General features: G+C 63.4%; 10 protein-coding genes and 1 tRNA gene. 10 read left to right on the top strand and 1 reads right to left on the bottom strand.

Going from position 1 to position 12,282, the window contains the following annotated elements:
- Nucleotides 1-2: 2 nt before the first annotated feature.
- The 3 genes from infA to AC1P6P_RS16590 all read left to right on the top strand — a co-directional run bounded on the left by infA (nucleotide 3) and on the right by AC1P6P_RS16590 (nucleotide 1,796).
- On the top strand, nucleotides 3-173 hold the full coding sequence (infA, locus tag AC1P6P_RS16600) for a translation initiation factor IF-1 (protein ID WP_481403559.1): 171 nt from the start codon (nucleotides 3-5) through the stop codon (nucleotides 171-173).
- Between the two features lie 2 nt (nucleotides 174-175).
- On the top strand, nucleotides 176-763 hold the full coding sequence (locus AC1P6P_RS16595; protein ID WP_481403558.1) for a Maf family protein: 588 nt from the start codon (nucleotides 176-178) through the stop codon (nucleotides 761-763).
- Nucleotides 764-1,145: 382 nt separating this feature from the next.
- Complete coding sequence (locus AC1P6P_RS16590; protein WP_481403557.1) at nucleotides 1,146-1,796, top strand: MarC family protein; 651 nt, start codon at nucleotides 1,146-1,148, stop codon at nucleotides 1,794-1,796.
- Here AC1P6P_RS16590 and AC1P6P_RS16585 read toward each other — a convergent pair whose 3' ends face one another.
- Nucleotides 1,797-3,026 carry a PDZ domain-containing protein gene (locus tag AC1P6P_RS16585; RefSeq protein ID WP_481403556.1) on the bottom strand — a complete coding sequence of 410 codons (1,230 nt, stop codon included), beginning with the start codon at nucleotides 3,024-3,026 and terminating at the stop codon, nucleotides 1,797-1,799. It abuts the gene before it with no gap.
- A gap of 220 nt (nucleotides 3,027-3,246) precedes the next feature.
- On the opposite strand from AC1P6P_RS16585, the gene AC1P6P_RS16580 reads away from it, so the two are divergent.
- From AC1P6P_RS16580 to AC1P6P_RS16550, 7 genes are all read left to right on the top strand, one after another.
- On the top strand, nucleotides 3,247-4,206 hold the full coding sequence (locus AC1P6P_RS16580) for a hypothetical protein (protein WP_481403555.1): 960 nt from the start codon (nucleotides 3,247-3,249) through the stop codon (nucleotides 4,204-4,206).
- A gap of 171 nt (nucleotides 4,207-4,377) precedes the next feature.
- Nucleotides 4,378-4,770 (top strand): UrcA family protein, encoded by a 393-nt coding sequence (locus AC1P6P_RS16575; RefSeq protein WP_481403554.1) that lies wholly within the window; start codon nucleotides 4,378-4,380, stop codon nucleotides 4,768-4,770.
- 162 nt (nucleotides 4,771-4,932) lie between these two features.
- Entirely contained in the window at nucleotides 4,933-6,405 is a 1,473-nt protein-coding gene (locus AC1P6P_RS16570; protein WP_481403553.1) for an Rne/Rng family ribonuclease, read from the top strand.
- Nucleotides 6,392-6,601 carry a DNA gyrase inhibitor YacG gene (locus AC1P6P_RS16565; protein WP_481403552.1) on the top strand — a complete coding sequence of 70 codons (210 nt, stop codon included), beginning with the start codon at nucleotides 6,392-6,394 and terminating at the stop codon, nucleotides 6,599-6,601. Before AC1P6P_RS16570 ends, AC1P6P_RS16565 begins: the two co-directional genes overlap by 14 nt.
- 90 nt (nucleotides 6,602-6,691) lie before the next feature.
- Nucleotides 6,692-7,999: an OmpP1/FadL family transporter gene (locus tag AC1P6P_RS16560; protein ID WP_481403551.1), complete on the top strand. Its 1,308-nt coding sequence runs from the start codon at nucleotides 6,692-6,694 to the stop codon at nucleotides 7,997-7,999.
- A gap of 248 nt (nucleotides 8,000-8,247) precedes the next feature.
- Nucleotides 8,248-8,323, top strand: a tRNA-Phe gene (locus AC1P6P_RS16555).
- A 699-nt stretch (nucleotides 8,324-9,022) separates the two neighbouring features.
- Nucleotides 9,023-12,271, top strand: a complete 3,249-nt coding sequence (locus AC1P6P_RS16550; RefSeq protein WP_481403550.1) for a TonB-dependent receptor — start codon at nucleotides 9,023-9,025, stop codon at nucleotides 12,269-12,271.
- Nucleotides 12,272-12,282 lie beyond the last annotated feature (11 nt).

The following is a 12,282-nucleotide window of genomic DNA, read 5'->3' as shown; positions in this document are numbered from 1 at the left end:
TGCTGCCCAACGCGACGTTTCGCGTGAAGCTGCAGAATGGCCACGAGATCATCGCCCATACCGCCGGCAAGATGCGCAAGAACCGCATCCGCGTGCTGACGGGCGATAAGGTCATGGTCGAAATGACCCCATACGACCTCACCAAGGGGCGCATCACGTATCGCTTCAAGTGACCATGGGACTGATCCTGGCGAGCGAGAGTCCGCGTCGTAAGGCGCTGCTTGCCCAGGTCGGCATCACGCCCGATCTCATTCGCGCCGCGAGTCTCGACGAAACGCCCGTCAAGGGCGAGGTGCCGCGCGTCTATGCCTTACGGCTCGCCGCCGAGAAGGCTGCGACCATCGCCACCAAATACCGCGAGCTTCGACCCGACAACCAGATGCTGGTGATCGGCGCCGATACCGTGGTCGCGGCCGGGCGGCGCATCCTGCCCAAGCCGGAAGAGAACGCCGGTGTCCGCGCCTGCATGAAGCTCTTGTCGGGCCGCCAGCATCAGGTGCTGACCGCGGTGGCGCTGGTCACGCCGAGCGGCGCGATCCGCACCCGCCTGGTGGTGACCCGCGTCGCCTTCCGCCGCCTGACCACTGCCGAAATCGAGAAATACGTCGATTGCCGCGAGGGTCTCGGCAAAGCCGGCGGCTACGCTATCCAGGGCCGCGCCGAAGCGTTCGTGTCGCGGCTCAACGGCTCCTATTCCAACGTCGTCGGCCTGCCCCTCGCCGAAACCGTGCAGCTTCTGCGCGGCAACGGCTACCCGGGATAACGGGACTCTTTTCTGCCCCGCGGGCGAGATGATCTCATCACGGGCACATAGACCGTGGGGGAAGTGGCCCAACGGGCCAAAGGGGGCTTATCAGATCGCGAGCCCCCTTGGCGCTGACGCGCACTTCCCCCACGCGCTACCTGCCGTCGAAAACGCTCCCTCGCGCGCGGGGGCAGAAACGCGTTTACCGCATCTGTTCCTGTCGCGCCAAGCCTGTATCGGTGCCATGCCCCGCAGCGGTTTGAACTGTTGGCATCGCGTACCCATGCTCCTAAATCGAATGGGCCGATTTTCGTACGGACGATGACCCATCGCTGGCGCGTTTTGCCGTTTAAAAAGGGCCCTGCTACGGTCGAGCCCCTGATTCGCCCCGGCCCGGTCCATGAACGCTTTCGTCAACGCATTTCTGCTCACCTATGCGGCACTGTTTCCGATCATCAACCCGGTCGGCAACGCGCCCATCATCCTGTCGTTGACGCGCACCCGTACCGAGCATGAGCGGGCGGTCCTGGCGCGCAACGTCGCCATCGGCGGTTTCTTCCTGCTGCTGATCTCGATGCTGATCGGTTCGCCGCTGCTCGAGTTCTTCGGCATCTCGCTGCCGGTGGTGCGCATCGGCGGCGGCTTGGTGGTGACGGCGTTCGGCTGGCGCATGCTCAATTCCGGCGTCAGCGCCGATGGCCACGCCCATCACGCGTCCAAGGACGGCGAGCCGCTCGACAGCTTCTATCCCTACACCATGCCGCTCACCGTCGGGCCGGGCTCGATGTCGGTGGCGATCGCGCTCGGCTCGCAGCGCCCGGTGTTCGACGATCTCACCCATTTCGCCCAGGCGGCGGGCGGCGCGCTGGCCGGCATCTTCGCGATCTCGATCACCATCTTCCTGTGTTATCGCTTTGCCGAACGCACGGTGAAGCGGCTGGGACCGTCGGGCACCAATGTGCTGGTGCGGCTGATGGCGTTCATCCTCTTGTGCATCGGCATCCAGATCATCTGGCACGGCTGGCAGGGGCTGACGGCGCTGCCGCGCTGATCACATTTTGCTCACCCCGTTGAGCGTCAGCACTTTGCCGGCGCGCTGGACGGTGACGGACGAAATCTCGCCGCCGGCCGCCAGTGTCTTCTTCAGCGCCTCCATGTCGGGGATCTTGGTCGCGTTGATGGTGAGGAGGATGTCACCGGCCTGGATCGCCATCTGTTCGGCGAGCGAACCCTTGTCGACGCCGACGATGAAAACGCCGTCCTGGCGTTTTGCCTTTTTGGCTTCCGCCGGGGTGAGGCTGCGCGCGGCGACGCCGAGATGGATTTGCAGCGGCGGAGGAGGCGCGGCGGCCACGGGCAGCAGTTTGTCGAGGCCGGTGTTGGGATTGACCAGCGGAACAGTCAGGTCGATGGTCTGGCCGTTGCGGAAAACCTTGATCGGCACTTGGCCGCTCGGTTTGCCGTTGAGGGCGGCGAGGCTCATCGCGCCCAGCGCATCGGTGTCGGCCAGCGGCCGTCCGGCCACCTGGACCACGATGTCGTTGGCCGCCAGCCCCGCCGTCTGGGCCGGGCTGTCGCTGAGGATGGCGTCGACCAGCATGCCGCCGGGTTGGGTCCAGCCCAGTTTGGCGAATTTGGCGGGCAAATCCTTCGCGTCCATGTGCAGGCCCCACGACGGCATGAATCGCCGGTCGCCGGTGAAGTTCGCAGCGGCCAGCGTGGCGAACGCGTCGGCCAAGCGATGGGCGATGTCGATGGTCGAGGTGCGGAACGACATGACGACGACCTTGCCGTCGCTTTGCTTCAGCGCCAGATCGAAGCCGTATTTGAAGTCGCGCTCGAGATTGGGATAGCTCCACAGCGAGATCTGGAGGATCTGGGCCGGCGCCATCGTGATGTCGGCGCCGTCGTCGTGTTCGGATTGCGAGGTCTGGTTGGAGCCGCCCATGAACGGCGTGTAGCTGCCGCCCGGTCCGATGAAGCCGCCCCAGTTCGGCACCCACTGGGTGGTCTCTTCCACGGTGTGGATGTTGGTGTGCATGTCGACATGCGATTTGGTGGCGAACACGGCCGACGGCCTGCCGCCGCGCCAATCGCAATAGGAGTCGTGCAGCAGGCTCAGCGCCGCGATGGCTTCATCGGCGGAGGCCATCAGGGTCGGCTGGTAGTAGAGCTGGATGGATTGCAGGTCGCTGTCGCCGATATCGGCCGCAAATCCGCCGGTACAAGAAAGAATACTCGCCGCCAAGACGCCGGCCATGAACAGTCTGTTGAAGGTCATGATGGGATGCCGTGATATCTCGTTGCGTCGACCATTTTACATCTGTCTGGTGTACGGGATGTGCCCAATCACCCGCCAGAAGGGTGTGACCAGTTGCTGCGGTCGAAGCTTGAACATTGAGAGTGCCTCGCGGGTGGCCGTGCGATGCCGCGACGCATGGCTGGCTTGTTCGGAGGCGGTCGGCGCCTAGTATCCGGCCACGGCAGTGCGGGGGGCGGGTATGAGTCAATCGAAATTTGGCGGTGCGATCGCCATTTTCCTGGCGGTGATCGTCGAGTTCGCGGTCGGGCTGGTCGTACTGACACTGGCGATCAGCGTCTTCATGATGGGCCTGCACTGGCCGGAACGCGCGATCACGATTGCCGTTGTGGGGAGCGAAATCCTGGCGATCGCAGCGATCTGGGCGGCGCTCTATTACGGCGTCCTGCGCAAGCGCACGCCGCGCCGTCCGCTCCTGAGTCTGGTGATCCTGCTGATCCTGCCGGCGCTCGCCGCGGCTGGCTCCTGGCATCTTTATCAGAAGGACATCGCTGCCGGAAAAACGCGCCCGCAACAGGCCGAAGCCCTCGCGCTTGCGGATTTGTCGCTGACGGTGGACCGGGTGGTATCGTCCGATGGGCACAGCTATTCGGTCAATCTCCATACCAGCATGAACGGCGAGCCGGGCCGCATCGAGCAGGCCGCCAAGAAGCTGTTGTTCGACGCGCCCGAAGCGGATCGGCGGTTCGCCGACAAGCGTGATGCGCTCGACATAAACGCCGTGATGGCACCGAAGGCGCTTGGCGGGGAGGGCGGCCTCGACAAGGCGACGAAGGCCCTTATCGACGTGCGTGCCGCGATCGTGGTGCGTGAAACCGAGATCGATGCCGCGTTTTCCTCCTGTCGCAAAGTTCTGGCATCGGCCGACATCGATGCCGGCAAAAAGGCTGCTGGGCTTGCCGAATTCGATGCCCGCGTTGCGCGCGACAAAACCCGTCGCATCGCCGCGGCGCAGATCGAGCTCGACCTCTACAACGAGATGATGGCGATCGTCGGAGAACTCAAGGACGCCCGCGGGCATTGGTGGATCGAACGCGGCGCGATGATCATCGCCGACGACGATGTCCGCGCCCGCGTTCAGGCGCATTGGGAAAACGTCACGACCGCGGAAAAGCGACTGCACGATGCAAGTACGTACTGATGATGACGCTATGTTGACTAACGTCTCGGAAGAAAAAGAAGTATAAACTTCACGAATATTTCGTTTGTACATTAAACAATTCGATATTATTTCTCTCCGCATCAGGCCGCGCGGTGGACGCAGCATTGAAGATCGCGCGGCGTATTCAACTTAAAAATTCGGGAGAACTCCATGCGCAAGGCATTGCTTGCATGCGCCGCGCTGTCGCTCGCGGTGTTGGCCGTCCCGTCATTTGCGCAAGGTGCCAATCAGGCGCCCCAGATGACGGTACAGTATTCCGATCTCAACATGGCGCGTTCGGCAGGTGCCAGGACGCTGCTCGATCGTCTCAAGGTCGCGGCGCGGATCGTGTGCGGCTATCGCACGCTCGACATCAAGTCGCTGCACGCCCTGTCGGACTACCGCAATTGCTACGACACGGCGATGGACAGTGCGGTGCACCAGGTCGACAACCGCATGCTCGCGGAGCTGTACGGCAAGCCGACACTCGTTGCCGAGGGCCACGACAATACCGTCGTCGCCAGCGCCGGTGCTCCGCAGGCGGTGGTTCTTTCCAACCGTTGAATGGCAAGGCATGCCGGGGCCGCACGCCGCGGTCCCGGATGTCGCCCGGGCCGCGACATTAACTTGCAGAAAAGGTGAGGGCGCCAGCGCTCTGCGCCCTCTGGTGGACCGGAACCGTTTCTTTCTCTTGCACTTCCGGGCCAATGCCCCATAACCATCGGCATGGCTCAGGACATACTTATCAACGTCAGCGTCGGCGAGGTCCGCGTTGCGGCCGTCGAAGACGGGCGGTTGCAGGCGTTGAGTGCGACCCGGCTGCTCGGAGCCGACGAACCGGGCGGAGTCGGGCTGATTGGCGACATCGTGCTCGGGCGGGTGGCCCGCGTCGTGCCGGCGGTGCAGGCCGCTTTCGTCGAGATCGGCCATGAGCGGGCCGGATTCCTCGGCGCGCGCGAGGTGCGCTGTCTCAGTGACGATCCGTCGGTCGATCCGGCGATCAGCGTCGTGCTGCACGAAGGCGACAAGATCCTGGTGCAGATCGTCAAGGAGCCGATCGGCGACAAGGGTGCGCGGCTGACCGCGAACATCACCATTCCGGGGCGGCTCAGCGTGTTCACGCCGCTGCAGCCCGGGGTCGGCATCTCGCGCCGCATCGAGGACGAGGCCGAGCGTGCCCGTCTGGCCGCCATTGGAGACAAGCTGTTCGCCTCGGGCGAGCTGAAGGGCGGCTGCATCCTGCGCACCGCCGCGGTCGGCGCCGGCGAAGAGGAATTGCGCGAAGACTTGATCCGCCTCGAGGAGGAGTGGGGCGAGATATCGGCATTGCGCAAGAGCGCCAAGGTGCCGTCCACGTTGCGTCGCGACCTCGGGCCGGTGGAACGGGCGCTGCGCGACACCGTCAATGACGCCACCCGCACCATCCTGATCGACGAAGCCAAGACCGCAGCCCGCGCCCGTGCCTATTGCCGCGAGGCGATGCCGGAAATGGAAGACCGCATCGCGGTGTTCGAAGGCCCGGGAACGTTGTTCGCCGACCTCGAAGCCGATATCGAGGGGCTGGTGCATCCGCGCGTGCCGCTGCCTTGCGGCGGCTGGATCACGGTGGAGGGTACCGAGGCGCTGACCGCGGTGGATGTCAATTCCGGCAGCTTCACCCACGCCGCGGCGGTGGAAGACACCGGCGCCATCGTCAACGTGGAAGCGGCGCGCGAGATCGGTCGCCAGATCCGCCTGCGCGGCATCGGCGGGCTGATCGTGATCGACTTCATCCATATGAAGGAAACGGACCACGTCGAGCGGGTGCTGGCCGAACTCGCCGCCAATCTGGCGCGCGATGGCGTGCCGGTGAACATCGGCCCCGTTACCACCTTCGGGCTGGTGGAGGTCACCCGCAAACGCGTCCGCGGACCCTTGGCGTCGCAATGGAGCGAGGAATGCTACGCGTGCGCCGGCACTGGCCGTTTGCGCCGCGCCGATGTGGTGGCAATGGACGTGTTGCGTCGGATTGAAGAAACCGCGAAGGCGGCGCCCGGTTCGGCGATCATCGTGCGCGCTGCGCCCGATGTGGTGGCGTGGCTGGGCGCGCAAGGGGCCGGCGATGCCCTCTCAACCAGCGGAATCGGCCGGGTGACGTTCGAGTCAGACACCGGCTTCGTTCGCGAGCGTTTCGAGGTCGGAACCCGTGCCCAAGCATAATTCCACGACAATAAAGTGTCCGATTTGCAAAAAGGACACAGTGGAGGCCTACCGGCCATTCTGCTCGTCACATTGTGCCAACGTCGATTTAGGCAATTGGCTCAATGGTAATTACGCCATTCCCGCGGAAGCTCCCGTTCCGGAAGAGGAATTTGGCGCTTTCGACGAATTGCCGCACCGGGGTAGGGCGAACTGAGCACTCCAGGCTAATATCCCGGCGGGGAAACGTAGCTTATGAGGGAATGCCATGCGCCGCACGGCAGCAGCAGTCTTTTTTGCGTCTTTAATGCTTTCCACGTCGGCGTACGCCAGCGGCTTCGGCCTGCGTGACGCCAGCGCGTCCACTTTGGGCGTTTCTTATGCCGGCAACGCCGCCAACGGCGATGTCGCAACCACCATGGTTTTCAATCCGGCCACGGTGAATGACGTCAAGAGCTTCGACTTCGGGGTTTCCAGCACCGGTCTGGTGCCGGAGACGTCGGGCAACTTCACCGCCACCAATGCGGCGGGCCTGCCCGTATCGGGCACGACCCATCCGGTCGATATCGTCAATACCGCCCTGGTCCCGTCGTTTGCTCTGCGCTATCGCCTGACCGACAAGCTCGCACTTGGCCTGCAACTGTCGACTCCGTGGGGCATGATCACCAACTACAAGCCCAATCCGGTGACGCGCTATTACGCCACCATGAGCGACGTGAAATCGGCCAACGCGATGTTCATCGCCGGCTATCAGCTGACGTCGGAGTTCTCGATCGCCGGCGGCGTTCAGGTGCAGTACATCAAGGGTCGTCTCGGCAAGGCAATCGACGTCGGTTCGATCTCTTATGGCCTCTATGCCAACCACACCCTGCCGGTGCTGATCCCGGGCACGGTTCCGGGCGGCAATGACGGTGCGGTCGAACTGCGCGCTCAGGACTGGTCGACCGGTTGGGTGATCGGCGCCGAATGGAAGCCGCGTCCGGACCTGTCGGTCGGCGTTTCGTACCGCTCGGCGATCTACAATACGCTGAAGGGCAACGAGTACTTCACGCTGGATACGGTCGGCACGACGCTCAAGGCCTACACCGGCCTGTTCGCCAACAGCCAGGCCTCGGCCAAGTTCAACAACCCGGGCATCGTTACCTTCGGTGCCAAATGGGAGATCGATCCGCAGTGGTCGGTGATGGCCGGCGCCGATTGGACCGGCTGGAGCATCGTCAACAACCTCACGGCCCATTCGTCGAATCCGCATCAGCCCGACGATGTGACGGTCTTCAACTATCACGACACCTGGTTCGGTTCGGTGGGCGTACAGTACAAGCCGACCGCGGACTGGAAGTTCAGCCTCGGCACCGCGTTCGACGACACGCCGACCGATACCGCCTATCGCACGCCGGGCATCCCGGACGGTGGCCGCTATTGGATCAGCGCCGGCGTCGGCTATCAGCTGACTCAGAACTTGGACGCCGATCTGTCGGTCGCCCGTTTGATTGCAGAAAAGGGCAATATCGCGCTTAAGCAGAGCGATACCGGTAATGCCCAGCGCGGCAGCCTGACTGGCTCCGTAAATCTGCGAGTGACTCTGATTGGGTTCGAGCTGAACTACCACCTCTAGTCCCTTGATTGCCGGGGCGCAGTTATCTAAGTAACTGCGCTACCAGTTTGGTCCGACCGGCCCTCGGGTCGGAAGGGTCACTCCGCCGCGGTCCCCGCCCCCCGGGAGCCGCGGCGGAAGTGTTTCTGGGGCAGGGCAGGTCTGGCGTCCGCCCGATCCCCCTGGGGGGCGCGGCGAAGTGTTTAGGCAAACCCGCTGGTTAGACTGGACAGGACGGCGCTCCTTGCCTAAAAGACGCCTCCCAACGGGCCCAGGTAGCTCAGTTGGTAGAGCAGCGGATTGAAAATCCGCGTGTCGGCAGTTCAATTCTGTCCCTGGGCACCACCAAAATTCCCATTCGCAGCAGTTCTGCCGGCCAGCGTGCGTTTCGCGGGCGCGTCCGAGACGCACCGCAAAAGCCAAGGGTTTCCCAGTCTTTTTTAAATCGGTAAATCGGGGGACACTATGCTCAAGCCCTCGGCGTCGATGGCCATCATGTTCATCGCCAGCCTGGCCGGTATGGTGGGAAAAACGGCGTCGTCCAGCATTGCAGACTGATGCGATCCGCGCCCGCCGCTGAGGCCGTCGCGGTGCCCCTGGCGTTTGGATACGCGCGTATATCAGTAGTGAAACGCTGTCGCAGCTGCTCGCCGCGCGGGCTCGCGACCCGTTGGAGCCCGGACAGCGTCCCCCCTGCCTCGAAGCCCGAGCGTCGAGAACGTTCTCGCGCCGTCCGGCGCTGGCCGCTGCCTGTCGCTGGAGCGCCTGGGCTGGTACGTTTTGCCCCTTTGGCCCGGGCGGTTTGAGGGCCCCGGACGCGGCCGGCTGCATCGCCGCCGAGCGCCTCCCAAGGCATTGATCTCTCTCAGCAATATTCAGAGATTTGGGATTGGTGCGGAGCGCGGTCGCGAGCCTCTGTGGTACCGATATCACACCCGCCTGCCATTTGCTGCAAACGCGTAGGGATTCGGAAAAGGTCATTCGTCTCAGCCCCGCAACAAACAAACCCTGCGGCACCCGCCGCCGGGGAGGGGAGAAAAACTAATGGAGAGGAATAGTCGTTCCGGTCAGGCGTTGACGAAGTCGCTGCTGATGGGGACTTCGGTCCTGGTCGGCGTCGCGGCTTTGGCGAGTGCCGTGCCGGCCTATGCGCAGGACGCGCTCGAGCAGGTCACAGTAACCGGCTACCGCGCCAGCTTGGTGTCGTCGACCAATGCCAAGCGCGAGTCGGTGAACTTCTCGGATTCGGTCTTTGCCGAAGACATCGGCAAGTTCCCGGACACCAACATCGCGGAAGCCTTCAACCGCATTCCAGGCATCACTATTTCGCGTGAAAACGACGGCACCGGCGTGCGCGTCGCTATTCGAGGTCTCCCCACCGACCACGTCAAGGTGACGTTGAACGGCGCGGTTGTGCAGACCCCGACGACCGGCCAGACCGGCGCTGCGGGCACCAATCGCGAAGTCGACCTCAACCTGTTCCCGATCGAATTGTTCACCCACATCTCGGTCAGCAAGACCGCGATGGCCGACCAGATCGAAGGTGGCGCATCGGGCGTGCTCGCCATGCAGAGCGCGCGGCCGTTCGACAATCCGGGCACGCATCTGAGCTATAACGTTCAGGCGACGGACATGGCCCGCAACGGCAATATCGGCGAGCGCGGCGCGGTGGTCGGCAGCTATACCGATGGCCCGTTCGGCGTCCTCGTGGGTTTGGCCGGTCAGGTGAACCGCTTTGCGGTGAAAGCCTATGAAGGTGCGGCCAACAACATCACCACGCCGAACCTCAACAACATCATGTATTATGGCACGCAGGCCAATCCCAACCCAACCCAGACCTGCGCCACGACCACGATCAATCTTCCGGGTTTGGCGGGTCAGACGACCAGCGGCAACACCTGCAACACGTTCGGCGGCAACACCGACTGGAACCCGCCGGCCGTGATCCCGAACACCGGCGCGCCGGCCCAATACGTCGGCAAGACGCTGACCTCCGACATTCTGCTGGCGATGAATCCGGGCCTCAGCATCGACCAGATCAGCAACATGATGGTTCCGCGTACCGGCGGCCCGGGCTTCGAAGACGGCAACCGCAAACGCTACAACGGCGTCATCTCGCTGGAATATCGTCCGACGGACGGGCTGCACTTCTATTTGGACAGCATGCTCAGCGTCGTCGAGAACAAGATGGACCGCTCGCGCGTGTTCTTCATCGCCCGCAGCGGCGCTGCGATTCCGATGAATTCGCGCGTCGATGCGAACAACGTGCTGGTCTATTCCAATCTCGCCAACGCCGCCGTTCAGGAAGAAAACCGTCCGTACAAGGAAAAGGCCGACTACTGGAGCCTCAATCCCGGCATGGACTGGCAGATCACCGACTTGCTGCATGTCGATGCGCAGGTGAACTACAGCCGCGGCGACTTCTTCCGCGACTCGCCGACCTACCTGTTCTCGACCGTGAGCGGCGTTCTGACCTACGACAACACCTCCGGCATTCCGGCGTACTCGATGGCCGGCCTGCTCTCCGGCGGTCTGAACAACCCGGCGAACTGGACCTACAACAACGGCGCCGACCTGCGACTGACGCAGGAATCGCGCTATGAATACACTAAGGGCGCGCACGCCGACGCCTCCTACGGCGGTGACGTGTTCAAGGTCCAGATCGGTGCGGCCTACGACGAGCAGTATCGCAACATCAAGGGCTTCGATAACGGCGGTGCGTGGCACGACTATGCGTGCGGCGCTGGCCTGAACATCGCCGGCGTGCCGACCATCGTCCCGTCGCCGAACTCCACCACCAGCTGCGCCGCCACACCGCCGCTGCGTCCGGCCTATCCCGGCTACGGCACCGGCTTCACGGCGGGTTGGGGTCCGCTGACCGCGGCCGGTCCGGCACTGCCGCAATCAGCCATCGCGCAGTACGGCCATGCCAGCCCGTACGGCTTTGCGCGCTGGAACTATGCCGGCCTCAATGCGGCGTCCGACTACAACTACTTCGCGACGCATACGACGGCTGGATGCGAATACACCAATCCTGAACTGCAAGTGGCCGGTCGTCCCTGCTTCTCGAGCGGCCTGCAAACCGGCGGCAGCGCCGGCATCATCGACGAAAAGACGTACGGCTTCTATGCCGAGTTCTCCGGCACGCTGCATCGCGGCGATCAGAAGTTGAAGTACGAATTCGGCGGCCGTTGGGTCCGGACCCTGCAGGCGGTTACCGGCTACAACCAGGTCACCGATCCGCGTACGGCGGCACAGTCGCTGTCGGATGGCGGCAAGTATCCTGCCTACTACGTCCCGACGACCATGAAGGGCTCCTATTCTGCCTTCCTGCCGTCCGTGAACGCGGTGTGGGAAGTGATGGAAGACTTCCAGATCAGAGGTGCCGTGTCGCGCACCATGACGCGTCCGAATCCGGCGAGCATGTTGCCGGTGCTGGGCGGCGGCGGCTCGGACGGCCTGTCGTGGACGCTTGGTAACCCGCAGTTGAAGCCGTTCTACTCGACCAACGTCGACGTCGGAGCCGAACTCTTCACCGGCGGCGAAGGCTATCTCAGCCTTGGCTATTTCCGGAAGATGATCGTCGGCTTCCCGTCCAACTACTCGTTCACCGAACCGTTCCCGTACCTGGCGCAGTTCGGCCGTCCTTACAGTGCGTTCACCGGCGTCATCGCCGACTCGCTCAAGGCCGCGGCGATCAACCAGGGCTGCTACAACGCGTCGGCCCAGACGGTTGACTGTTTGAACGTCACCATCACCCAGCAGCGCAATGCGCAGGGTCTGGAAACGATCAAGGGCTTCGAGTTGAGCTGGGTCCAGCCGCTCGACTTCCTGCTCAAGGATGTCGGTCTGCCGGGCTTCGGCTTCCAGGCGAACGCCACGTTCGTCTCGAGCAAGACGACGCCGAACAGCGCCGCTCCCTCGGTCGTGCTCAACGTGTCGCCGACCCAATACAACCTGGTCGGTTACTACGAGAACGACGGCATCATGATCCGCGGTACGTGGGCGTATACCCGCGGCACGCTGTCGAATTCGAATGTCTACGGCTTGATCGCCAACCTGGCGGTGATCCAGAACGAGTATTCGAAGGACTACGGGCAGCTCGATTTGTCGTCGAGCGTCAAGTTGTCCAAGTTCTTCGGCGAACTGCCGACCGATCCGGACCTGACCTTCGATGCGACCAACCTGACGCATGCGAAGAACACCGGCGGGTACAAGCAGTTCCCGAACATGTTCAACCAGATCTACAACCCGGGCTCGACGTTCATGTTGGGCGTCCGCGGCGCGTTGTAGGTTTTAGCTTG

It is taken from the genome of Rhizomicrobium sp., from assembly GCF_056722145.1.
Note: the sequence above shows the minus strand (reverse complement) of the source record. Positions and strands in the feature narration are given on the sequence as shown.

Coding starts and splice junctions, on each gene's coding strand:
- AC1P6P_RS16585 (WP_481403556.1), bottom strand. CDS start 3,026: ATGACCTTCAACAGACTGTTCATGGCCGGCGTCTTGGCGGCGAGTATT.
- AC1P6P_RS16550 (WP_481403550.1), top strand. CDS start 9,023: ATGGAGAGGAATAGTCGTTCCGGTCAGGCGTTGACGAAGTCGCTGCTG.
- AC1P6P_RS16595 (WP_481403558.1), top strand. CDS start 176: ATGGGACTGATCCTGGCGAGCGAGAGTCCGCGTCGTAAGGCGCTGCTT.
- AC1P6P_RS16580 (WP_481403555.1), top strand. CDS start 3,247: ATGAGTCAATCGAAATTTGGCGGTGCGATCGCCATTTTCCTGGCGGTG.
- AC1P6P_RS16570 (WP_481403553.1), top strand. CDS start 4,933: ATGGCTCAGGACATACTTATCAACGTCAGCGTCGGCGAGGTCCGCGTT.
- AC1P6P_RS16560 (WP_481403551.1), top strand. CDS start 6,692: ATGCTTTCCACGTCGGCGTACGCCAGCGGCTTCGGCCTGCGTGACGCC.
- AC1P6P_RS16575 (WP_481403554.1), top strand. CDS start 4,378: ATGCGCAAGGCATTGCTTGCATGCGCCGCGCTGTCGCTCGCGGTGTTG.
- AC1P6P_RS16590 (WP_481403557.1), top strand. CDS start 1,146: ATGAACGCTTTCGTCAACGCATTTCTGCTCACCTATGCGGCACTGTTT.